At 64.1% G+C, this 21979-nt stretch carries 20 protein-coding genes and 2 tRNA genes; 10 read left to right on the top strand and 12 right to left on the bottom strand.

Going from position 1 to position 21979, the window contains the following annotated elements:
• The first annotated feature begins 14 nt into the window (after positions 1-14).
• Together AC3EC3_RS06330 and AC3EC3_RS06325 are read left to right on the top strand one after the other, a co-directional pair.
• Positions 15-743 carry a response regulator transcription factor gene (locus tag AC3EC3_RS06330; protein ID WP_488488759.1) on the top strand — a complete coding sequence of 243 codons (729 nt, stop codon included), beginning with the start codon at positions 15-17 and terminating at the stop codon, positions 741-743.
• The gene (locus tag AC3EC3_RS06325) at positions 740-2119 is read left to right on the top strand and encodes a sensor histidine kinase (RefSeq protein WP_488488758.1); all 1380 of its coding nucleotides are present in this window, start codon (positions 740-742) and stop codon (positions 2117-2119) included. The genes AC3EC3_RS06330 and AC3EC3_RS06325 overlap by 4 nt, the downstream gene beginning before the upstream one ends.
• Before the next feature lie 174 nt (positions 2120-2293).
• Here the strand turns inward: AC3EC3_RS06325 and AC3EC3_RS06320 are convergent.
• From AC3EC3_RS06320 to recJ, 3 genes are all read right to left on the bottom strand, one after another.
• Positions 2294-2368, bottom strand: a tRNA-Glu gene (locus tag AC3EC3_RS06320).
• Positions 2369-2405: 37 nt separating this feature from the next.
• Positions 2406-2481 (bottom strand) — tRNA-Glu (locus AC3EC3_RS06315).
• Between the two features lie 103 nt (positions 2482-2584).
• A complete protein-coding gene (recJ, locus tag AC3EC3_RS06310) occupies positions 2585-4375 on the bottom strand; it encodes a single-stranded-DNA-specific exonuclease RecJ (protein WP_488488757.1) in 1791 nt (596 codons plus the stop codon).
• A 209-nt stretch (positions 4376-4584) separates the two neighbouring features.
• On the opposite strand from recJ, the gene AC3EC3_RS06305 reads away from it, so the two are divergent.
• Positions 4585-5295 carry a hypothetical protein gene (locus AC3EC3_RS06305; RefSeq protein ID WP_488488756.1) on the top strand — a complete coding sequence of 237 codons (711 nt, stop codon included), beginning with the start codon at positions 4585-4587 and terminating at the stop codon, positions 5293-5295.
• A gap of 5 nt (positions 5296-5300) precedes the next feature.
• The gene (locus tag AC3EC3_RS06300; RefSeq protein ID WP_488488755.1) at positions 5301-5885 is read left to right on the top strand and encodes an AHH domain-containing protein; all 585 of its coding nucleotides are present in this window, start codon (positions 5301-5303) and stop codon (positions 5883-5885) included.
• Here AC3EC3_RS06300 and AC3EC3_RS06295 read toward each other — a convergent pair.
• The 8 genes from AC3EC3_RS06295 to miaA form a co-directional block, all read right to left on the bottom strand.
• The gene (locus AC3EC3_RS06295) at positions 5849-6790 is read right to left on the bottom strand and encodes an NAD(P)H-dependent flavin oxidoreductase (RefSeq protein ID WP_488488754.1); all 942 of its coding nucleotides are present in this window, start codon (positions 6788-6790) and stop codon (positions 5849-5851) included. The two genes, AC3EC3_RS06300 and AC3EC3_RS06295, sit on opposite strands and share 37 nt — an antisense overlap.
• A 140-nt stretch (positions 6791-6930) precedes the next feature.
• Positions 6931-8610, bottom strand: coding sequence for a 2-isopropylmalate synthase (gene leuA, locus AC3EC3_RS06290; protein ID WP_488488753.1), 1680 nt, complete (start codon positions 8608-8610; stop codon positions 6931-6933).
• Positions 8611-8811: 201 nt separating this feature from the next.
• Positions 8812-9435, bottom strand: a complete 624-nt coding sequence (locus AC3EC3_RS06285) for a TMEM175 family protein (protein WP_488488752.1) — start codon at positions 9433-9435, stop codon at positions 8812-8814.
• 79 nt (positions 9436-9514) lie between these two features.
• Complete coding sequence (locus AC3EC3_RS06280) at positions 9515-10183, bottom strand: YceI family protein (protein ID WP_488488751.1); 669 nt, start codon at positions 10181-10183, stop codon at positions 9515-9517.
• 113 nt (positions 10184-10296) lie between these two features.
• Positions 10297-11316, bottom strand: coding sequence for a ketol-acid reductoisomerase (gene ilvC, locus AC3EC3_RS06275; RefSeq protein WP_488488750.1), 1020 nt, complete (start codon positions 11314-11316; stop codon positions 10297-10299).
• 102 nt (positions 11317-11418) lie between these two features.
• Positions 11419-11934: an acetolactate synthase small subunit gene (gene ilvN, locus AC3EC3_RS06270; protein WP_260923576.1), complete on the bottom strand. Its 516-nt coding sequence runs from the start codon at positions 11932-11934 to the stop codon at positions 11419-11421.
• A 33-nt stretch (positions 11935-11967) separates the two neighbouring features.
• On the bottom strand, positions 11968-13710 hold the full coding sequence (ilvB, locus tag AC3EC3_RS06265) for a biosynthetic-type acetolactate synthase large subunit (protein ID WP_488488749.1): 1743 nt from the start codon (positions 13708-13710) through the stop codon (positions 11968-11970).
• Positions 13711-13887: 177 nt separating this feature from the next.
• The gene (miaA, locus tag AC3EC3_RS06260; RefSeq protein ID WP_488488748.1) at positions 13888-14874 is read right to left on the bottom strand and encodes a tRNA (adenosine(37)-N6)-dimethylallyltransferase MiaA; all 987 of its coding nucleotides are present in this window, start codon (positions 14872-14874) and stop codon (positions 13888-13890) included.
• Here miaA and serB point away from each other — a divergent pair.
• Positions 14867-15751 carry a phosphoserine phosphatase SerB gene (gene serB / locus AC3EC3_RS06255; protein ID WP_488488747.1) on the top strand — a complete coding sequence of 295 codons (885 nt, stop codon included), beginning with the start codon at positions 14867-14869 and terminating at the stop codon, positions 15749-15751. The two genes, miaA and serB, sit on opposite strands and share 8 nt — an antisense overlap.
• 213 nt (positions 15752-15964) lie before the next feature.
• Here the strand turns inward: serB and purL are convergent, their stop codons facing one another.
• Positions 15965-18139 carry a phosphoribosylformylglycinamidine synthase subunit PurL gene (purL, locus tag AC3EC3_RS06250; RefSeq protein WP_488488746.1) on the bottom strand — a complete coding sequence of 725 codons (2175 nt, stop codon included), beginning with the start codon at positions 18137-18139 and terminating at the stop codon, positions 15965-15967.
• A gap of 145 nt (positions 18140-18284) precedes the next feature.
• Between purL and AC3EC3_RS06245 the strand changes: the two genes are divergently transcribed.
• From AC3EC3_RS06245 to queA, 5 genes are all read left to right on the top strand, one after another.
• Positions 18285-18539, top strand: coding sequence for an exodeoxyribonuclease VII small subunit (locus AC3EC3_RS06245; protein WP_260923572.1), 255 nt, complete (start codon positions 18285-18287; stop codon positions 18537-18539).
• A 4-nt stretch (positions 18540-18543) separates the two neighbouring features.
• Complete coding sequence (locus AC3EC3_RS06240; RefSeq protein ID WP_488488745.1) at positions 18544-19470, top strand: polyprenyl synthetase family protein; 927 nt, start codon at positions 18544-18546, stop codon at positions 19468-19470.
• A complete protein-coding gene (gene coaD / locus AC3EC3_RS06235; RefSeq protein WP_260927958.1) occupies positions 19463-19990 on the top strand; it encodes a pantetheine-phosphate adenylyltransferase in 528 nt (175 codons plus the stop codon). Before AC3EC3_RS06240 ends, coaD begins: the two co-directional genes overlap by 8 nt.
• A 145-nt stretch (positions 19991-20135) precedes the next feature.
• Complete coding sequence (locus AC3EC3_RS06230) at positions 20136-20870, top strand: peptidylprolyl isomerase (protein WP_488488744.1); 735 nt, start codon at positions 20136-20138, stop codon at positions 20868-20870.
• 56 nt (positions 20871-20926) lie between these two features.
• Positions 20927-21961 (top strand): tRNA preQ1(34) S-adenosylmethionine ribosyltransferase-isomerase QueA, encoded by a 1035-nt coding sequence (gene queA, locus AC3EC3_RS06225; protein ID WP_488488743.1) that lies wholly within the window; start codon positions 20927-20929, stop codon positions 21959-21961.
• The last annotated feature ends 18 nt before the right edge of the window (positions 21962-21979 follow it).

The raw sequence follows: 21979 nt of genomic DNA, 5'->3' as shown, positions 1-21979 counted from the left end.
CTATAGCCGGAGGCATGCAGGACATGCCCGACCCCGCAAATACCCTGATACTGGTCGCCGACGACGATGACGACATCCGCGAGATGATGGCCTCGCGCTTCGTGCGCGAGGGTTTCGCCGTGCGTACGGCGGGAAATGTCGCCGAGATCCGGCAGGTGGTGTCCGAGGATGCGATCGGCATCATCATTCTCGATCTGAACCTTCCCGACGGGGATGGCCTCAGCTTGTGTACGCAGCTTCGTGCGGAAGGCTATGCCGGTGTCATCATCATGGTGACGGCGCGCGACAGCACGGTCGATCGCGTGCTCGGCCTTGAACTCGGCGCCGACGATTATGTGACCAAGCCTTTCGATTTTCGTGAGGTGCTGGCCCGCGTACGCAAGCTTGTCCAGCGGTTCAGTACCTTGCCGAGCGGACGCCCGCGCAATGTGCGGTTCGCGATCTTCGGGGACTGGCGGCTGGACCTGATTGGGCGGCGGCTGATCGCGGCGGACGGACGGCTGGTGATCCTCTCGTCCGCCGAATTCCGCCTGCTGGAGCGCTTCGTCGATAATCCCAACCGGGTTCTCTCCAAGGAAGCGCTGCTGCCCGAACGCAAGGCAACGGTGGCTGTCGACAGGTCCATCGTGTTGCAGATCAGCCGCCTGCGCCAGAAGCTGGTTGCAGCCGGTGCCGACGAAGGGCTGATCTTCACCATGCGCAACGAAGGCTATGTCTTCGCAACGACCGTGCGTTTCGAATGACGCGTATCGCGCGACCGCTGCGATGGATCTGGTCCTCGCTGGCGGGCCGACTGGCGGTGTTGCTGACAGTCGTCGTCGCGCTGGTGGCGGGCCTCTCGCTGACGCTGGCAGAGCAGGCCCATCGGATCAAGATCACGCGCCTGCGGATGGAGAGCGTTGCCAGCAATACCCATGATATTCGCGAACGGCTCGGCGTGGCGCCGGCGCAAACCGAACAGTTGTTGCAATCGGGGCTTGTCCGCCATGTTCGTCTGGTCATGCCGGATGGCCACGCCATGCAGCCGGACAAGGCCATTACTGCACTTTTGCAGGCCTCGCTGGGCACCGATGCGTGGGCCGTCGGCGAGGTGATGCCGCGCAGCTATTGCTTTCCGGCGGGGCAGTCCGACGATCAGCCCGGCGGATCGCAGGGCTGGGGATCGGTGCCCGACTGCTGGCTGATCCGCTTTGTCGATCCTCACGGCAAGCGTCGTTTGCTGACGATCGGCCTGCCCGAATATCTCAGCCGCCGTCAGGATCTGATCGACCCGATCCTGCTGGGCATCGTGATCGTGCTCAGCGCCTCGCTGGTGACGCTGGTGACGTTGCTGACGATCAAGCCGCTGCGCCAGCTGACCCGCGCGACCGAGGCGTTTTCGGTCAATGCCGAGCCGTCGCCACTGCCCGAGGCAGGGCCGCTGGAAGTGCGTACCGCGATCGCGACTTTCAACCTGATGCAGCATCGCGTCAGCGAGGGACACCGCCAGCGCACTGCGATGCTGGCGGCGATCAGCCACGATCTCCAGACGCCGCTTACCCGCATGCAGTTGCGGCTGGATGATGTGGAAGACCCGGTCGTGCGGGCGCGTCTGGAGGCCGATGTGGCAATGATGCAGGCGATTGTGCGCGAAGGCCTGATGCTGGCGCGCAGCGAACGCAGCGAGGAGCCATGGTCGATGGTCGATATCGACTCGCTGCTGGCCAGTATCGTCGCCGACGCGGTGGACATGGGCGCGGATGTCGATCTTGGGAAGACGAGCGGTCTGGTGCTGCGCACCCGTCCTGACGCGCTGGCCCGATGTGTCGGCAATCTGCTGGAGAACGCGGTCAAGTACGGCGGCTTCGCCAGAATCGACTGCCACACGGCGCAGAGCGTCCTGGAAATCCAGGTCAGCGACGAGGGGCCGGGTATCGCGCCCGATCAGATCGAACGCATGTTCGAGCCCTTCGCGCGCGCCGAGCAGAGCCGCTCCCGCCTGACTGGCGGCACGGGCTTGGGACTTGCGATCGCGCGGGCGCAGGCGCGGCTTCTGGGGGGTGAGGTGTCGCTGGAAAATCGCGAGGGGGGCGGGATCGTGGCGAGCATCACGCTGCCGCTGGCCGAATCGAATCCCTGATTCGTTCAGGCGGGCTTTCCACCGTCCTGTGGATTTGCTGGAGGTCTCCCTGCCGCTGGCAAAGCTCAGCGCGGGCTCATACCACACGGATGCAAGCTTGAGAAACAGACCGTCATGTTGGATGAAGGGTTTCGCGAAAGGAAGATTTGATCTTCCGGATACAGCGAAAGAAAATGGTGACCCCTACGAGAATCGAACTCGTGTTTCAGCCGTGAGAGGGCCGCGTCCTAACCGCTAGACGAAGGGGCCGTTAAGCCATTTAACTGCCTCCCGGCGCAGTGCCGGATGGTGACCCCAACGGGACTCGAACCCGTGTTTTCGCCGTGAAAGGGCGACGTCCTAGACCGCTAGACGATGGGGCCATTCCGTGCTGCGCCGGAGGCAGGACCGGCCCTCTACCGGTGGTCTGGCAGGTGGTCAACCCCCGATGTTCAAATAATTTAACCGAGGCGAAAAAAAGCAGATTCAGTCCAGAAAGGCGGCGTCGTCGAGGTGCAGTTCGGCGGCGGGGCGGCTGCCCCAGTCATCGATCTTCGCCCGTCCTGCGAGCCACAGGCGGCGGCCCTGTGCTGCATGAAGCAGGGCCTGTCCCATGTCGCTTTCAGCAGCGCGGAAAGCCATCGCCTTGAAGCGGGAGCCGTCCTGTCCGCTGACGATCAGGCGCAAGTGGTCGGCCCCGACCACGTCTGCCTTCACGATCCGCACAGGGCCGACAGCGACACGCGGGCCGGGCCAGCCCATGCCGTAGGGGCCAGCGCTCTCCAGCGTCTCCACCAGCGAAGGGGTAAGGCCGCCGGGCGCCAGCGCGAGATCGAGTGATACGATCTGGCTGGCAGAGGCCCGCGCCACATCGCCCGTCAGTCGTTCGTCGAGCCATTCCGACAGTGCGTCCAGTTTGTCCGGGGCAACGGTCAGACCTGCGGCCATGGCGTGGCCTCCGCCTGCAATCAGCAGTCCGGCCTCGCGTGCGGCAATGATCGCCGCGCCAAGGTCCACGCCGGCGATCGAGCGGCCCGATCCTTTGCCGTTGCCCGCCTCGTCCGCATCCATGGCAAGGACCAGCGTGGGTTTACCGGTCTTCTCCTTGATGCGTCCGGCGACAATGCCGATCACGCCGGGGTGCCAGCCCGCTCCGGATACGACGATGACCGCGCGGTTATGCTGCGCAGCAAGCTGCATCTCGGCCGCTTCCTGTACGGCCTGCTCGATAGCCCGGCGCTCGTCGTTGAGGCGGGAAAGCTGTGCGGCGATGTCGCGCGCTTCCTCGGCGTCCGTGGTGGTCAGCAGGCGCACGCCCAGTGTCGATTCGCCCACGCGTCCGCCCGCATTGATGCGCGGGCCAAGTGCGAAGCCGAGGTCGGAACAGGTCGGTGCGCGATTGAGACGGCTTGCATCGATCAGCGCGGACATGCCGATGTTGCGGCGTCCGGCCATGATCTTCAGCCCCTCGGCGACCAGAGCGCGGTTCAGGCCATGCAGTGACGCGACGTCCGCGACGGTGCCCAGAGCAACGAGGTCCAGCAGGACTTTCGGATTGGGCTTGCGACGCGTCCCGAAATAGCCCTGTCGTTCCAGCGCTCGCCGGGTCGCAATGACAAGCAGGAAGGCGACCCCCACCGCTGCAAGGTGGCCGTGCTCGGCGCCGAGGTCGCTTTCGTCCAGCCGGTTCGGATTGACCAGCGCAGCGGCACGGGGGAGCTGCGGTGAGCATTTGTGATGGTCGACCACGATGACATCGACTTTTGCCTCGTGGGCCATCTCCAGCGCCTCGTGCGCCATGGCGCCGCAGTCCACGGTGACGATCAGGCTAGAGCCTTCGCCGGCGATCTTTACCAGCGCTTCGCCGGAAGGGCCGTACCCTTCAAGCAGGCGATCAGGGATATAGTACCGCGCATCGATGCCCAACTCGCGAAGGAACAGGATCAGCAGCGCTGCGCTGGTGGCGCCGTCGACGTCATAGTCGCCATAGACTGTGATCGTTTCACCGGAGACGACCGCCTTTGCCAATCGTTCTGCGGCCGTATCCATGTCGCGAAAGTGCGAGGGGTCGGGCAGAAAGGCATTGAGCGTCGGATTACGGTGCCGCTCGATATCCTCGCGCGGAACACCGCGCGAGAGCAGGAGCTGGGTGACGATATCGTCGTTCAGCCCGGCAGGGCCGTCGCTGAGGTCCATGTTGCCGCCCCGCCAGCGCCATGCCTTGCTGGAAAGAGAGCGTTCGACGCCGAAAACGGCGGATGTAGATCGCGATGCCATAAGTACGCGGTTAGACCAGTTCTGCCCCTGTCGCCAAGCACGCAAGCTTTGTATTGGGTTTACCATCTACGGGACTCGACGGGAGTGCTGATTTAGGGCCTATTGGAGCTGGCGGAGGAGGGAGCGACATTCTGGACGAGCCAACAACAGCTGATCTTGCTGCAACCTCTTCTGGCGATGCCGGGCGTACGGGGCGCGGTGTTGTCACGTTGCATTTTTCAGAGGGTCAGCGCCCGGATGCCGATGCGCTGGAAGACTTTCTGGACGATGAGGCGGTTGGTCAGGTCGTCGCGCGCGTCTCGCATCGCGCGCAGGACGGGGGGTGGGTGGAACTGCTGGCCAGCGGATTGACCTTCGATCTGTCCGGGCTGCTTCCCGGAAATGGCGTCGACGTCGCCGATGCTGCTTTCCGGCTCGGATTCGCTGCTGGCAATGTACCGGGCACCACCGAATGTCTGGTGCTGGGGCCGGGGCCCCATATTGCATCGGGTGCGACATTGTTGCCCATCCTTCGGGCGATGCTGGGGCTCGCGGCAGACCTGGCCTTGCGGCTGCCCGTTGTTGCGGTGGGCTGGGGGCCGGCAGGAACACTGATGGATCCAAGCTATTTCGCTCGTATCGTCATGAACTGGCTGGGAGGCGGTGCGTTTCCGGTATTGGGGCTGACGGCGATTGCAGTGGCATCCGATGGCAGTGTCGCAAGCCGTGGGCTGGCGCATTTCACAGGGCAGGAGTTGCAGCTTCAGGGACGTGAGGGGGAGCCTGCATCAGCAGGGATCAAGCTGGCGGTGCGTGTTATCGATCTTCTGGTGCGGGAAGGCCGCCTGCAACAGCCCCGACGGATCGAGATCGAGGGCGCCACGTTGCATCTGGAGCCTTCCCATTTCGCCAATCAGATCTGGGCCTGGCGCGAGAACTGACAGGCGTGGGCTCCATAGTTTCGCGCACGCATCTGCCGTTTCGTTCGGTCAATTGTCGTGGGCGACCGGATTTCGATGCAGGTTTGCAGCGGCACCACCTCCTGCCACGGCAACTTCTCAATCGCACGGTGTTCGGTCCCATGTTCGCGACGATGGAAGGGCATCGGATGCGGTTCGAAGACTTCCGTCGCAACGGATTGTTGCTGCCCTGTCATGAGCAGGCTGCGCTGCGTTCGGGGTTGCCGCTTCATCGGGGGCCACACCGCAGTTATACGCAGCTGGTCACCGAACGTGTCGGACAGATCGAGGCGCAGTGGGCGATATCGCGTCGTCGCGATCCTGAACGTGCGGATGTCGCTTTGCGGATGCGTATCGATCTTTTGCAGCGCGCGCTGAGGCGGTATCTGTTGACACATGAGCGGCGCAGCTTGCGGCTGAACCGGCATGACAGGCTTCCGGGGGGCGCTGCCTTTGCCGATCTGGACGCAATGGTGGATATGCTATGGTCGGCAACCGAATGGCCGCAGGCCGATCCGCTGGTTTCGTTTGTTCCTCAGGCCATGCCGATCAGAGCGTTGCGGGCAGACTGATATTCCGCTTCCAGGCGCTCCACCCACTCAGCAGCAGGAGTGACGCCATCGATGGCGCCAATACCCTGTCCCGCGCCCCAGATGTCTTTCCAGGCCTTTGCAGCGGTATTGCCGCCCGAGCCGAAGTCCATTTGCGCGACGTTGCCTTCGGGAAGGTTGTCGGGATCTAGTCCTGCGGCAAGGATTGAGGGCCGAAGATAATTGCCGTGGACGCCGGTGAAGAGACTGGAGTTCACGATGTCCGCAGCGCGTCCCTCGACGATAGCCTGTTTGTAGGCCTCGCTCGCCTGTGCCTCATGTGTGGCGATCCACGGACTGCCGATATAGGCGAAGTCGGCCCCCAGTGCCCTGGCGGCGAGCACGGCGCGCCCGTTGGCGATGGCGCCTGACAGGGCCAGCGGTCCGTCGAACCACTGGCGGATTTCCTGCACCAGCGCGAACGGACTCTGGCGCCCGGCATGACCGCCGGCCCCTGCGGCGACCGCGATCAGGCCGTCGGCACCTTTCTCCACAGCCTTGCGGGCGAAGCGATCGTCGATCACATCGTGCAGCACCACGCCGCCCCAGCCGTGGACAGCGGCGTTGATCTCGGGATTGGCGCCGAGGGAGGTGATGACCAACGGCACCTTGTGGCGTTCCAGCAGCGCAAGGTCTTCCTCCAGCCGGTTGTTGGAGCGATGGACGATCAGATTGACCGCAAACGGCGCGGCGCAGCCCTGTGTTTCTTCCTCGATCCGGCAAAGCCACTCATCGAGCTGGCTGGCAGGGCGGGCGTTGAGCGCTGGAAAACTGCCGACGATCCCGGCGCGGACTTGCGCGATCACCAGATCGGGACCGGAAACAATGAACAGCGGCGCACCGATCACGGGCAGGCGCAGGTTCGCCAGACGGGCGGGAAGGGGCATCCTCTGACCTTTTTTAATCGTTCGATTAAATCCCTTCTAGCGCGGGCCGAGCGGGCTGTCGAGTATGGTTGACGTATACGTAAAAAGGCCCGTCCGCGCTGTTGCACGAACGGGCCTTCCACATGGAACCGTATTGGAAATCAGGCCTCGGCGATCACCGCGTTGGCGGCGCTCAGCACGGCGCGGACGCTGGCGGTAGCGACGTCCTCGTCGATGCCCACGCCCCAGATCACCTGGCCCGAGGGCGTGACGCACTCGACATAGGCGGCCGCATTGGCGTCCGAGTTCTTGCCCATCGAATGCTCGGCATAGTCGCGCACGTCGATGTGGATGCCGAAGCTCTCCGCCAGCGTTGCCGTTACCGAGGAGATCAGGCCCTTGCCGCGTCCCGAGACCGACTGTTCCTGCCCGTCGACGCCGATGGTGCCTGCAAACACGCGGCTGCCGTCGGCGGCGCGGGCTTCATCCCAGTTGATGAGCTTGAAGCGCTGCGGATCGTCGAGGCGATAGGCCTTGCGGAACACCTCCCAGATATCGCCTGCCTGCAATTCGCGGCCCAGTTCGTCGGCGAGATCCTGCACGTGGCGCGAGAAGTGCGCCTGCATGCGCTTGGGCAGCTTGAGGCCCTGATCCTGCTCGATCACCCAGGCGAAACCGCCCTTGCCGGACTGCGAGTTGACGCGGATCACCGCCTCGTAGCTGCGGCCCAGATCAGCGGGATCGATCGGCAGGTAAGGCACGGCCCAGAGTTCGTCGTTGCGCGTTTCCTGCGCGGCGAAGCCCTTCTTGATCGCGTCCTGATGCGAGCCGGAGAAGGCGGTGAACACCAGTTCGCCGCCGTAGGGATGACGCTCGGCAACCTTCAGTTGATTGCAGTATTCGACCGTCTGGATCACCTCGTCGATGTCCGAGAAGTCCAGTTCGGGATCGACGCCCTGCGTGTACATGTTGAGGCCAACCGTCACCAGGCAACAGTTGCCGGTACGCTCACCATTGCCGAACAGGCAGCCTTCGACGCGGTCTGCCCCGGCCATCAGGCCCAGTTCCGCCGCCGCGACGCCGGTGCCGCGATCGTTGTGGGTGTGCAGGCTGATCACCGCCGATTCCCGGTTCGGCAGATGGCGGCAGAAATACTCGATCTGATCGGCATAGACGTTGGGCGTCGCAGCCTCGACCGTCGCGGGCAGATTGAGGATGATCGGCTTTTCCGGCGTCGGCTGGAACACGTCCATCACGGCTGCGCAGCACTCGATCGAGAAATCGAGTTCGGCGGTCGAGAACGTCTCGGGCGAATACTGGAAATGCCAGTCGGTCTGCGGATACTTCGCGGCCTGATCGCGCATGACCTTGGCGCCGTTGACGGCGATCTGCTTGATCTCGGGCTTTTCCATCCCGAACACCACCTGGCGCCACAGCGGCGAGACGGCGTTGTAGAGATGGACGATCGCGGCGTGCACGCCTGCCAGGCTCTCGAACGAGCGGGTGATGAGGTCTTCGCGCGACTGGGTCAGCACCTGGACCAACACGTCTTCGGGGATACGGTTGTTGTCGACCAGCCCGCGAATGAAGTCGAACTCGGTCGCGCCGGCGCTCGGGAAACCGACCTCGATCTCCTTGAGGCCGACCTTCACAAGCAGGTCGAAGAAGCGGTTCTTCTTTTCCGCACCCATCGGGTCGATCAGCGCCTGGTTGCCATCACGCAGATCGGTGGAGAGCCAGCGCGGCGCCTTGGTGATGACCGCAGAGGGCCACTTGCGGTCCGGCAGGTCGATCTGCGGGAAGGGGCGGTACTTGACCGAAGGGTCTTTCAGCATCGTCATCGGGGGTAATCTCACTCGGGTAAAACGCTAATCCTGTCAGGTGGTTCGGTCCCCTTGAGCGCCTTGGCGCGTCGCAGGCCGACGCGTCACCTCACGCCCAAGGGCGGGTAAGTCGCAGGATAAGGCCGAGCTGGATAGTCATGCCGGAGCCTATGGGCAGGCTTTCCGGCAATGTAAAGGATATTCGGGTGCCCTTGCGCGTTATTTCCTTGCGGAGCGGTCGGAGAACAGCGCGTCCAGCGGACTCCACGGCAGCATCCAGAACACCGCCACAAGCGCAGCACAAGCCACCCCCAGCCACGCAGAGACGAAGCTGAGCGGAATGCCTGCGAAGTAGACCATGGCAGCGGCAAGCCCCTTGCGCATCGTGGCATGGTGATAGTGCCGTGCAGCCGTATCGCGCGCGCCGGTCTGCTTGATCTGCCTTTGCAGCACGACATAGGCGAGGGCGGCCAGCATCAGGCTGGCAAGATAAAGCACGGCGGCGTCCCGCTCGAAATGATGCTCGCCAAGGTAGGCCGTGGTGAACGGGATCAGCGAGAGCGTGAAGAGTAGCGCCATGTTCGACCACAGCAGCCCGCCTGTCACCTTGCGGGCGAGGCCGAACAGGCGATGGTGGTTCACCCAGTAGATCGCCACGTAGGCGTAGCTGAGCACATAGGCGAGGAAGACCGGCCACAGTTCCAGCAGCGCCGTAATGCTTTCCTGATGCGGAACTTTCAGTTCCAGCACCATGATCGTGACGATGATCGCCAGCACGCCATCGGAAAACGCCTCGACGCGGTTGACGCCTTCCTGCCGTTCGATCGGAAATTCATCGCTCATGTGTAGTCGCATCCCCCCGGTTGCGTGGTCATGGAAAGTGCCGCCGTTCGAGAGCATCCCGAACGGCGGCGATCAGGACTTACTGCTTTTCAAACGCGGCGTTGATGACCAGCACCGTCTCATCGGAGACGAGCGGCACGTACTTGGTCACGCCGAATTCCGAGCGGTGTATCACCATGCGGCCCAGGAAGCCGATCGAGTCCTTCTTGCTCATCGGGTTCTGCGCGGCGCCGAAGAAGCGCGCACCGATCATCACCGGCTTGGTCACGCCGTGCAGCGTCAGCGAGCCTTCGATCATCGCCATGCTGTCACCCATCGGCTTGACCGAGGTGGCGACGAAGGTGGCGGTCGGGAACTTGCCCGAATCGAGCCAGTCGGCGCTGTTGAGTTCCTCCGTCAACTTGGCGCTGGTGGTCTGCACGCTGGCCGTCGGGATGGTGACGGTGAGCTTGGTCTTCGACAGGTCCGCCGGGTCGAGCTGCATCGAGCCGCTGGCGCCCGAGAACGTGCCGGCGAACGGCGAGATGCCCATGTGCGAAACGCTGAAGGCGACCTGCGTGTGGCTGGGCTCAACGGCGTAAGTGCCCGCCTTGACGTCAGCAGGGGTGCCTGCGCCGTGGAGGGGTTCTGCCATCATGCCGCCGCCACGATGACCGGCATGATCGCCGTCCTGCTGGGCAAGGAGAGGCGTGGCGGCAAGCGCGGCGAGTGCCAGAGCGGCGGTGCCGAGAAGGGGGGCTTTGCGCATAAGACGAACGTTCCCTGAAAAACGAAAAAGGAGACGACGCAAGTCCTGCGCCGTCTCCTTCAATTCGTCAAATGCACAAGTGACAACAGCGTGTCACTGCATCATTTTCCTGCTCAGTTTTTGGTCTTGTCGACCAGAGCGTTGGCACCGATCCACGGCATCATCGCGCGCAGCTTCGAGCCGGTCTCTTCGATCGGGTGACGCTTGGCGGCGATGCGCGAGGCCTTCAGCTCGGGCTGACCGGCGCGGTTGTCGAGCACGAAGTCCTTCACGAAGCGGCCCGACTGGATGTCTTCCAGAACGCGCTTCATTTCCTTCTTGGTCTCTTCGGTGATGATGCGCGGACCGGTCTTGATGTCGCCGTATTCGGCGGTGTTCGAGATCGAGTAGCGCATGTTGGCGATGCCGCCTTCATACATCAGGTCGACGATCAGCTTCAGCTCGTGAAGGCACTCGAAGTAGGCCATCTCGGGGGCGTAACCGGCTTCCACCAGCGTCTCGAAACCGGCCTGGACCAGTGCGGTGGTGCCGCCGCAGAGCACGGCCTGCTCACCGAACAGGTCGGTTTCGCATTCCTCGCGGAAGTTGGTCTCGATGATGCCCGAACGGCCGCCGCCGACGCCCGAAGCGTAGGCAAGTGCGATGTCGTGGGCGTTGCCGCTGGCATCCTGATGGATCGCGACGAGGCAGGGCACGCCGCCGCCACGCTGGTATTCGCCGCGCACGGTGTGGCCCGGACCCTTGGGGGCGATCATGATGACGTCGACGTCGGCGCGCGGCTCGATAAGGCCGAAGTGGACGTTGAGGCCGTGCGCGAAGGCGAGCGCGGCGCCGGGGCGCAGGTTCTCATGGATGTCGGCAGCGTAGATCGCGGCCTGATGCTCGTCGGGCGCGAGGATCATGAGAACGTCGGCCCATGCGGCGGCGTCCTTGTTGTTCATCACCTTGAAGCCCGCGCCTTCGGCCTTCTTCGCCGAAGCCGAACCTTCGCGAAGCGCGATGGCGACTTCCTTGACACCCGAATCGCGCAGGTTCTGCGCGTGGGCGTGGCCCTGGCTGCCGTAGCCGACGATGGCGATCTTCTTGCCTGCGATCAGGTTGATATCGCAATCGGCGTCGTAATAGACCTTCATTGGTTCTGTCCTTCCTGTGTCCCGGTCAGGGCCGGGCCCGCTGTCGTTCGGGCGCTGCTGGTGCGGCGCCAATTCAAAAGAGTTTGGTTTTAGCTGCCCGGTCTAAGCCCCTTGGGCGCCGCGGATCATCGCGACGATGCCGGTGCGGCCCACTTCGACAAGCCCAAGGTCGCGCATCAGCGTGACGAAGGTGTCGATCTTGTCGGGTGCGCCGGTCAGCTCGAAGATGAAGCTCTCGGTCGTGGTATCGACCGCCTTGGCGCGGAAGATATCGGCCAGGCGCAGCGCCTCGACGCGCTTCTCGCCAAGGCCTGCCACCTTGATCAGCGCCAGTTCGCGCGCGACGTGCGGCCCCATCTCGGTCAGGTCCACCACCTTGTGGACGGGCACGAGGCGTTCGAGCTGGGCGTGGATCTGGTCGATCTGGCTCGGCGGACCATGGGTGACGATGGTGATCCGGCTCACCGCGTGGTTCTCGGTGATGTCGGCCACGGTCAGGCTGTCGATGTTGTAGCCGCGCGCGGTGAACAGACCGGCGATCTTGGCCAGAATGCCCGCCTCGTTATCGACCGTGACGGTCAGGACGTGGCGTTCGTCTGCTTCGGGATGAATGTGCATAGCGTTATGTCTCTGATCTGCTTGCCGTGCCGCTCAGACGAGGGCCTTGGCGGCGTCGTCCATGGTGCCTGCGACATGATCGCCATAGAGGATCATCTCGGTATGCGAGGCGCCAGAGGGGATCATCGGGAAGCAGTTGGATTCCTTGGCGACGAGGCAGTCGACGATCACCGGGCCGGGATAGTCGATCATGGCCTGGATACCGGCGTCGAGTTCGCTTTCGTTCTCGATGCGGATGCCCTTCCAGCCATAGGCCGCCGCCAGCTTCACGAAATCGGGAAGGCTGTCGGAATAGGACTGCGAATAGCGGCTCTCGTACGTGAGTTCCTGCCACTGGCGCACCATGCCCATCCACTCGTTGTTGAGGATGAAGATCTTCACCGGCAGGCGATACTGCGTGGCGGTGCCCATCTCCTGAATGTTCATCTGGATCGAGGCGTCACCGGCAATGTCGATCACCAGCGCATCGGGATTGCCGACCTGCGCGCCGATGGCGGCAGGCAGGCCATAGCCCATGGTGCCAAGACCTCCCGAGGTCAGCCACTTGTTCGGACCATAGAAGTGGAAGTGCTGCGCCGCCCACATCTGGTGCTGGCCGACTTCGGTGGAGATGATCGGGGCCTTGTCCCTGGTCAGCTCGAACAGGCGCTCGATCGCCAGCTGCGGCATGATCGCCTTGTCGGACAGCGGGAACGAGAGGCTCTTCTTCTCGCGCCAGGTCTCGACGCGAGCCTTCCACGCGGTGAGGTCGTTGGCCTTGCGGCTGCCCCACGCGTCGAGGATCTGCTCCATCACGGTCGCGCAGTCGCCGATGATCGGCAGGTCGACGCGCACGGTCTTGTTGATCGAGGCCCGGTCGATGTCGACGTGGATCTTCTTCGAGTTGGGCGCAAAGGCGTCAAGACGGCCCGTGACGCGATCGTCGAAGCGCGCGCCGAGGCAGATGATGAGGTCGGCCTGGTTCATGGCCAGATTGGCCTCATAGGTGCCGTGCATGCCCAGCATGCCCAGCCAGTCGGGATGGTCCGCCGGGAACGCGCCCAGACCCATCAGGGTCGAGGTGACGGGCGCGCCGATGGTCTCCTGGAACTTACGCAGCAGTTCGGTGGCGCGCGGGCCGGAATTGATGATGCCGCCGCCGGTGTAGAACACGGGCGCCCTGGCCGCCGCAATCATCTCGACCGCTTCGGAGATTTCCTCGGGCAGGCCGACGGTGCGCGGGTCGTAGCGCTGGCGGCGCTGAATGGGCGCGTCGTCCCAGGGCGCCATGGCGATCTGGACGTCCTTGGGAATGTCGATCAGCACCGGGCCGGGGCGACCGGTCGTCGCGATCTGGAACGCCTCGTCGATGACGGCAGCCAGTTCGCGCGGGTCTTTCACCAAGTAGTTATGCTTGGTGCAGTGGCGCGAAAGGCCGATGGTGTCGGCTTCCTGAAACGCGTCGGAGCCGATCAGGGCGGTCGGAACCTGCCCGGTGATGACGACGAGCGGAATCGAATCCATGTAGGCGTCGGCAATGCCGGTGAGGGCGTTGGTCGCGCCGGGACCGGAGGTGACGAGCACGACGCCCGGCTTGCCGGTGGAACGCGCATAGCCTTCGGCAGCGTGGGCCGCGCCGGCTTCGTGACGGACGAGAATGTGGCGTAGTCGCTCCACCCCGAATAGGGCATCGTAGATCGGAAGTACCGCGCCGCCCGGATACCCGAAAACGACTTCGACGCCCTGACGGATCAGGCTTTCGACCAGGATGTTGGCGCCACTGCGCTCTTCACTCACGACTCGTTCCTTCATGCTGCATTGCGGCTCTCATGCCGACGAAATGCCTTGGTTTTTTGACAGCGCTTGCTGTCCTCGAGTCGACCCGACACGACGTTGGCGACGTGCCGGGTCTTCCTCTCTCCCCCTGCATACTTCCATTTGCAGGTAAGGGGCGCCTGTAGGTGACGTGAAATGTTACGTCAACCCTAAGGAATGAAATAAAGTTGCTGTTACGCTATCTGGATCGAAATTTTCAAACGCGATTCTTCGCCAAGATTCCGGGGGCTGGTTGCGCAGCCAGGTGAACTGGCGCTTGGCGTAGCGGCGGGTCGCCTGCGATGCTGCAGCGCAGGCATCTTCCAGCGAGATTTCGCCGCGAAGGTGGTTGGCCAGCTCCGGTACGCCGATCGCGCGCATTACCGGGAGATCGGGATCGAGCTTGCGCGTCAGCAACTGTTCGACCTCTCGCAGTGCGCCGCGCTCGATCATGCGGGTAAAGCGGCGGTCGCAGCGGTCGTAGAGAGCGGCGCGCTCGGGCAGCAGGATCGCGGCGTGAACAGATACGTTGCCGCCGATGCCGCCATGGGCCTGGGTTTGCCAGTAGGCCAGCGAGTGTCCGGTGGAACGCACGACTTCGAGAGCGCGGGCCACGCGGGTGGTGTCGGTGGGAGAAAGGCGCGCGGCGCGTTCGGGGTCTTCCTGAGACAGCGCGGCATGGGCTGCTTCGACGGGCATGGCGCGCACTGCATCGCGGATTGCGGGGTCGATAGCCGGCACCGGGGCGATGCCATCCAGCAGCGTGCGGATATAAAGGCCGGTTCCCCCCACCAGTACCGGGACAGCACCTTCGGCGTGCAGATCGTGGATCGTCTGCGCCGCGACGCGGGCCCAGTCGGCGGCGGAGCAGCTTTGTGTGCCGTCCCAGGTGCCGAACAGGCGGTGTTCGATGCCACCCATCTCGTCTGCCGAAGGGCGGGCGCTCAGTGCTTCGAGATCGGCATAGACTTGCGAGCTGTCGGCATTGACGATCACCGCTCGCCGTCCGCGTCGCTCCAGTTCCTGCGCCAGCGCGACGGCACAATCGCTCTTGCCGCTGGCGGTCGGCCCTGCGATGAGCGCCAGCGGTGGCCGGTCTCCGGCTGACATATCGTATGGCGCATCAAGGAATTTCGCAGTGCTCATTGCCCGCCTGATAGCAGAACCGGATCATCTTTCGACCAGTCTCGATGCGGCAAGGGCGCAGATGGCGTCGGACGGCGTGCGTATCGCCGATGCCACGATGCTCGATTTCTGTGGGTCAACGATGCAGATAGATTCGCCGGACGAGGATGCCGTGGCTCTGCGTGCCGCGCTCGATGCGCATTTCGGCGTGACCGATGGGCTGGTGACGAGCGAGGAGCCAATCGTGCCCGCGCTGTTCATCTCGGACATGGATTCGACCATGATCGGGCAGGAGTGCATCGATGAACTGGGCGATTTTGCGGGTCTGAAGGATCATATCGCCGAGATTACCGAGCGCGCGATGCAGGGCGAACTCGATTTCGAATCGGCCCTGCGCGAACGCGTCGGTCTGCTGTCGGGCCTCTCCGAAAGCGCCATCGACCAGTGTCTTGCCGAGCGTATCCGCCCGATGCCGGGCGCCAAGACTCTGGTGGCGACGCTGAAGTCGCTGGGCTGCCGGACGGTTCTCGTGACCGGCGGCTTCCACCACTTCGCCGATCCGGTGGCAGAGGATCTCGGGTTCGAGCATGTCGTCGGCAATCGTCTCGAAGTTGCGGACGGAAAGCTGACCGGCGGCCTTGCCGGGCCGATCGTCGACAGTTCGGTGAAGAAGGCAACGCTGCTGTCCGAAATGGCGCAGATGGGCGAGAACGCGACCTGCCTTGCGACCGGCGATGGCGCCAACGACATCCCGATGCTGGAAGAGGCGACCTACGGGATCGCCTATCACGCCAAGCCCAAGGCTCGCGCGGCGTCTAACGGCTGGATCGACCGGGGTGATCTGACCAGCGTGCTGCGCTTGCTGGGTATCCCCGAGAGCAAGTGGGTGCGGGGCTGATTTCGATTTGAAGTTTCAAGGGTGATTCCGGGGCCATGGGCCCCGGACCCCGTTACGTCTTCCGGCTCTATCGTAGAGCGAGAGGCTCGGGCACTGCGTGCCCCGGACACAGGAAGATTGCATTTATCAGCGGCATTGGCCGCTTGGCGCCCCGATCGCGTCGGGAGATAGGGGTGCAGGGGAGCATTGCTCCCCTGCGTTTACCCTTCAATCTTAAGCGTCCATCCAGTCGCGGAAGAAGGCTTCGTTGGCTTCGCGCAGTGCCGTCAGTTCGACGCCGACGACGCTGGTGCCGCCCACGGTGCCGATGCGTACGGCGCCGTCGAGGTGCGTTCCGGCAGGTGCGGTCGCGAGGTAGCGGCCCTGATCTTCACCGAAGGCATCGCCCGGCGTCGTCAGTTCGACGTCGAGGGTGCAGCCGATGTTGCCCGAAAGCGCCATCTCGGCCAGCGCAACCACCAGACCGCCGTCCGAAATGTCATGCACCGCCGTAACCTTGTCGCGGCGGACCCAGCCGCGCACGATTTCGCCGTGGTCGCGCTCGTCGCCGAGGTCGACCTTGGGCGCTTCGCCCGCTTCACGGCCCTGGACCTCGCGCAGCCACAGCGACTGGCCGAGGTGGGTGCCGAGACGGCCCTTGGGGGCGCCGATCAGGAAGATGCCATCGCCTTCGTTCTTGAAGGCGATGGTCGCCATCTTGTCATGGTCAGCCAGCAGACCGACGCCGCCGATGGCGGGCGTGGGCAGGATCGCCGAACCGCCGCCTGTCGCCTTCGATTCGTTGTAGAGCGAGACGTTGCCCGAGACGATCGGATAGTCGAGCGCGCGGCACGCCTCGGCCATGCCGCCAAGGCAGCCGACGATCTGCGCCATGATCTCGGGGCGCTGCGGGTTGGCGAAGTTCAGGCAGTTGGTGATCGCCATCGGCAGGCCGCCCACCGCGCAGATGTTGCGATAGGTCTCGGCCACCGCCTGCTTGCCGCCTTCGTAGGGGTCGGCATAGCAGTAGCGCGGCGAACAGTCGGTGCTGATCGCCAGCGCCTTCTGGGTGCCGTGGATGCGCACGACGGCGGCATCGCCGCCCGACTTCTGCATGGTGTCGGCGCCGACCTGGCTGTCGTACTGTTCGAAGATCCAGCGGCGCGAGGCGAGGTCGGCGGAACCGATCAGCGTTAGCAGGTCGGCAGCGACATCGGTGGTCTCGGGGATTTCACCCAGAGCCGGAACCTGCGCCCAGACCTTGTATTCCTCGCGGCTGATATAGGGACGCTCGTATTCCGGTGCGTCGTCGGCCAGCGGACCGAGCGGAATATCGCAGACCACTTCGCCGTCGAATTCGAGGACCATGTGGCCGGTGTCGGTCACTTCGCCGATCACCGCAAAATCGAGTTCCCACTTGGAGAAGATCGCCTGCGCCATCGCCTCCTTGCCGGGCTTGAGCACCATGAGCATGCGCTCCTGGCTTTCGCTCAGCATCATCTCGTAGGGCGTCATGCCCTCTTCGCGGCAGGGCACGGCGTTCATGTTGAGGCGGATGCCCGCGCCGCCCTTGCTGGCCATTTCGACCGACGAGGAGGTGAGGCCCGCAGCACCCATGTCCTGAATGGCGACGATGGCGTCGGTCGCCATCAGTTCGAGGCAGGCCTCGATCAGCAGCTTTTCGACGAAGGGATCGCCAACCTGCACGGTCGGGCGCTTCTGGTCGATATCGTCGCCGAAGTCGGCCGAGGCCATGGTGGCGCCGTGAATGCCGTCGCGGCCGGTCTTCGAGCCGACGTAGACGATCGGATTGCCCAGGCCCGTGGCGGCCGAGTAGAAGATCTTGTCGGTCTCGGCCACGCCCACGGTCATCGCGTTGACGAGGATGTTGCCGTCATAGGCCTTGTGGAAGTTGGTCTCGCCGCCGACTGTCGGCACGCCCACGCAGTTGCCGTAGCCGCCGATACCCGCGACGACGCCCTGCACGAGGTGCTTCATCTTGGGGTGGTCGGGGCGGCCGAAGCGCAGCGCGTTCATGTTGGCGACCGGGCGCGCGCCCATCGTGAACACGTCGCGCAGGATGCCGCCGACGCCGGTCGCGGCGCCCTGATAGGGCTCGATGTAGCTGGGGTGGTTGTGGCTCTCCATCTTGAAGATGGCGGCCTGTCCATCACCGATGTCGATCACGCCCGCGTTCTCGCCGGGGCCGCAGATCACCCACGAGGCCTTGGTCGGCAGCTTCTTGAGGTGGAAGCGGCTCGACTTGTACGAGCAGTGCTCGGACCACATGACGGAGAAGATGCCAAGCTCGACGAGGTTGGGCTCGCGGCCAAGCGCATTCAGGACGCGCTCGTATTCCTCGGGGTTGAGGCCGTGGGCCTCGACGACGTCTGGAGTGATCTGGGTCATGGCCCCGCGCCTTAGCGGCACGCGCGCGCAGGCGCTAGCCCGATTGGAGGGCTGGAGCGGCATGGTTGCGGAAAATCATCGCGCTGTTGGTTGAGGCATGGTCGCGCCTTGACCGCGCGGGGCGCTCCGGCCATTGCAGGAGGCTATGGCCGGAGAGACCGAAAACATCGCAAGCCTCAGTTTCGAGGACGCCCTTCGCGCACTGGAAGACGTTGTGCGTCGCCTTGAAAGCGGGGACGTCGCGCTGGAGGATTCCATCACGCTCTACGAACGCGGAGAAGCGCTGCGCAAGCATTGTCAGGCGCGGCTCGATTCGGCTCAGGCCCGGATCGAGCGCATCGTCGCCGGGCCGGATGGCGTGCCGGTAAGCACCCAGCCTTTCGATTCGCCGGATCGCTGACAGCATGAGCGGGGGCAGCAGCATCAACGGGACTGCGGGCCCGGAGCCAATACTGGCAGAGGCGCTCGCGGCGATCGCAGCGGATATCGACGGCGCCTTCGATGCGCTGTTGCCGGTGCCGGGGGATGCCCGCGCCAGACTGGTCGAGGCGATGCGCTATGCCTGCATCGGCGGCGGCAAGCGCTTGCGTCCGCTGTTGGTGTCTTGCGTTGCCGGAATGTACGGCGTGGGGCGCGAACCCGCGATCCGGGCGGGCATCGCTCTCGAATCGATCCATGTCTACTCGCTGATCCACGACGATCTGCCCTGCATGGACGATGATGCCATGCGCCACGGCAAGCCGACGCTGCACCTCGCTTTCGATGAAGCGACGGCGGTGCTGGCGGGCGATTCGCTGCACGATTTCGCCTTCGAGATTCTCGCCGACCCGGCGACCAGTCCCGATCCCTTCGTGCAGGTCGAACTGGTGCGCACGCTGGCCCATGCTGCCGGTTGGCAGGGCATGGCAGGGGGGCAGATGATGGATCTGGTTGCAGAAGAGGGCGGGTTCGATCTTCAGGCGGTCACGCGGCTGCAACAGCTCAAGACCGGTGCGCTGCTCGGTGCGGCGGTCGAGATGGGCGCCGTCCTGGGCAAAGTCGCGCCGGAAGGCCGCACGCACTTGCGCGGCTATGCGCGCGATATCGGCCTCGCTTTCCAGATTGCCGACGATCTGATCGACCATGAAGGCGATGCCGACGTGGCGGGCAAGGCCGTCGGCAAGGATGCGGGCAAGGGCAAGGAGACGTTCGTGTCCCTACTTGGCCCCGAGCGCGCCCGCGAGCAGGCGCGCATGCTTGTCGAACAGGCGATCGGACATCTGGCGAGCTACGGCGAAAAGGCCGACGTGTTGCGCGCCGTGGCGCGCTATATCGTGGAAAGGGATCACTGACTTGAGCAGCGCAGAGCGTGTCGGCGTCTATCCCGGCACTTTCGATCCCATCACGCTGGGCCATGCGGACATCATCCGTCGCGGCGCGAAGCTGGTCGACCGGCTGATCGTTGGCGTGACCACGAACCCGTCGAAGGATCCGCTTTTCCAGCCGGACGAACGCATCGCCATGGTCGAGCGCGAAGTGGCTGCGCTGGGGCTCGATAACGTGACCGTCGTGGGCTTCAACGCGCTGCTGATGAAGTTCGCGCGGGCGCAGAACGCCGGCGTGATCGTTCGCGGGCTGCGCGCGGTCGCCGATTTCGAATACGAATACCAGATGGCCGGGATGAACCAGCAGCTCGATGCCGAGATCGAGACGGTGTTCCTGATGGCCGATGTCGGTCTCCAGCCGATCGCGTCCAAGCTGGTGAAGGAAATCGCCATGTTCCGGGGTGACATCACCCGTTTCGTCAGTCCTGCCGTTCGCGAGGATGTGCTGGCGCGGATTGCCGAACGGGGGTTCCTTGGCGACTATTGAGGACGCTATCGAATTTTTCCATTGCCCGCGTGTTGCCACAGTTACGGCTCAGGTAACGCGCTTCCAGTAATTCGTTCATTGTCTCGACAGCGCAAGGCGGCTAACGCTGGCGCGCCCCGAGGGCAGACCCAAGTGTGAGTGATAGATGAACTTCCGCCTTCCCGTTACCGCGATGATGATGGGCCTCGTGCTCGCCGCTACGCCCGCTATCGCCAAGGACAAGAAGAAGGCTCTCGAAGAGAGCGCGGCCGCCAGCGAGGCGACCGAGATGCAGAAGGCCAAGCTGCCGGTGACGGTGGACATGGATATCTCTCACGATCCGCAGAACGTGCTGCTGCTCGATCTTTCAGACGGCGGGCGCGTGGCGATCCGCCTGATGCCGCAGTGGGCGCCCCATCATGTCGAGCGGATCAAGACGCTCACGGAAAAGGGCTTCTACAACGGCCAGATCTTCCATCGCGTGATCGATGGCTTCATGGCGCAGACCGGCGATCCGACGGGGACCGGGCAGGGCGGCTCCGATCTTCCCGACCTGACGGCGGAATTCAACGAGATGCCCCATGTGCGCGGCACCGTGGCGATGGCGCGCACCAACGACCCGAATACCGCGAACAGCCAGTTCTTCATCATGTTCTACCCGCGCTTCGCGCTCGATCACAAGTACACCGTGTTTGGTCGCGTGATCGCGGGTATGCAGTATGTCGATGCGATCCACCGTGGCGAGCCGCCCAAGGATCCGACCAAGATCCTGCAGGCCTCGCTGGCGTCGGACAACAAGGCGCCGCCTGTCGTTGCGCCCACGCCGACGGCAACGCCCTCTGCCGCGCCTGCTCCGGGTTCGATCTCGGCTTCGGATCTCAACAAGTCCAAGTCGAACTGACCCTTGCGTATCGGCGTGCCCTTGCCGGGCGCGCCGGGCTGCTCTAGCGCGCTGTCATGCGCGTAGACCTGTTCGACTTCGACCTTCCCACCGACCTCATCGCCCTGCGCCCGGCACGCCCGCGCGACGCAGCGCGTTTCCTCGTGGCGCAGAACGGCGAGCCTTTCGCCGATCGTCATGTCCACGACCTGCCCGATGTACTGCGCCCCGGCGATGTGCTGGTGTTCAACGACACCCGCGTCATCCCCGCGCAACTCGAAGGCATGCGCGGTGAGGCCAGGATCGGGGCTACGCTGCACAAGCGCCATGACCTGCGGCGCTGGATCGCCTTCGTGCGCAATGCCAAGCGCTTGAAGGCAGGCGATGTCATTGCGTTTCCCGCCGATGTCGAGGCTGTCGCCGAGGAACGTCACGAGGACGGCAGCTGGACGCTGCTGTTTCGGGGCGAGGAGCCGGTCGAAGTGCTTCTCGAACGGGCTGGTCGCATGCCGCTGCCGCCTTACATCGCGGGTAAGCGCCCGACCGACGAGGCGGACGCCAGCGATTATCAGACGATGTTCGCGCGCGAGAAGGGGGCTGTCGCCGCACCTACGGCTGCGCTGCACTTTACGCCGGAACTGATGGAGCGCCTCGACTCTGCCGGGATCGGACGCGAGACGCTGACGCTTCATGTCGGTGCAGGCACTTTCCTGCCGGTCAAGGCCGACGACACCACCGAGCATCGCATGCACGCCGAATTCGGACGGATCGATGCAGAGACGGCGGATCGTCTCAACGCCGTGCGTGCAAGCGGAGGTCGCCTGATTGCCGTGGGCACCACCAGCCTGCGCCTGCTCGAAAGCGCAACCGGCGAGGATGGGATTATCCGCCCGTTCGAAGGCGATACCTCGATCTTCATCACGCCGGGTTATCGCTTCCGGGCCATTGACGGACTGATGACGAATTTCCATCTGCCCAAGTCGACGCTGTTCATGCTGGTCAGCGCGCTGATGGGCCTCGACACGATGCAGCAGGTCTATGCGCATGCCATCGCGAACGGCTATCGGTTCTATTCATATGGCGACTCGAGTCTTTTGATTCCCGAAAGATAGGCAGCGGTGCTCACGCAA

It is taken from the genome of Novosphingobium sp. BAM6 (genome assembly GCF_057784955.1).
The sequence above is the reverse complement of the archived record's forward strand: the minus strand, read 5'-3'. Positions and strand labels throughout refer to the sequence as shown.

Bases quoted from the DNA above. Each gene is read 5' to 3' on its own strand.
- AC3EC3_RS06330 (WP_488488759.1), top strand. From the start codon at position 15: ATGCAGGACATGCCCGACCCCGCAAATACCCTGATACTGGTCGCCGAC.
- AC3EC3_RS06325 (WP_488488758.1), top strand. From the start codon at position 740: ATGACGCGTATCGCGCGACCGCTGCGATGGATCTGGTCCTCGCTGGCG.
- recJ (WP_488488757.1), bottom strand. From the start codon at position 4,375: ATGGCATCGCGATCTACATCCGCCGTTTTCGGCGTCGAACGCTCTCTT.
- AC3EC3_RS06295 (WP_488488754.1), bottom strand. From the start codon at position 6,790: ATGCCCCTTCCCGCCCGTCTGGCGAACCTGCGCCTGCCCGTGATCGGT.
- leuA (WP_488488753.1), bottom strand. From the start codon at position 8,610: ATGACGATGCTGAAAGACCCTTCGGTCAAGTACCGCCCCTTCCCGCAG.
- AC3EC3_RS06285 (WP_488488752.1), bottom strand. From the start codon at position 9,435: ATGAGCGATGAATTTCCGATCGAACGGCAGGAAGGCGTCAACCGCGTC.
- AC3EC3_RS06280 (WP_488488751.1), bottom strand. From the start codon at position 10,183: ATGCGCAAAGCCCCCCTTCTCGGCACCGCCGCTCTGGCACTCGCCGCG.
- ilvC (WP_488488750.1), bottom strand. From the start codon at position 11,316: ATGAAGGTCTATTACGACGCCGATTGCGATATCAACCTGATCGCAGGC.
- ilvN (WP_260923576.1), bottom strand. From the start codon at position 11,934: ATGCACATTCATCCCGAAGCAGACGAACGCCACGTCCTGACCGTCACG.
- miaA (WP_488488748.1), bottom strand. From the start codon at position 14,874: ATGAGCACTGCGAAATTCCTTGATGCGCCATACGATATGTCAGCCGGA.
- purL (WP_488488746.1), bottom strand. From the start codon at position 18,139: ATGACCCAGATCACTCCAGACGTCGTCGAGGCCCACGGCCTCAACCCC.
- AC3EC3_RS06245 (WP_260923572.1), top strand. From the start codon at position 18,285: ATGGCCGGAGAGACCGAAAACATCGCAAGCCTCAGTTTCGAGGACGCC.
- AC3EC3_RS06240 (WP_488488745.1), top strand. From the start codon at position 18,544: ATGAGCGGGGGCAGCAGCATCAACGGGACTGCGGGCCCGGAGCCAATA.
- AC3EC3_RS06230 (WP_488488744.1), top strand. From the start codon at position 20,136: ATGAACTTCCGCCTTCCCGTTACCGCGATGATGATGGGCCTCGTGCTC.
- queA (WP_488488743.1), top strand. From the start codon at position 20,927: ATGCGCGTAGACCTGTTCGACTTCGACCTTCCCACCGACCTCATCGCC.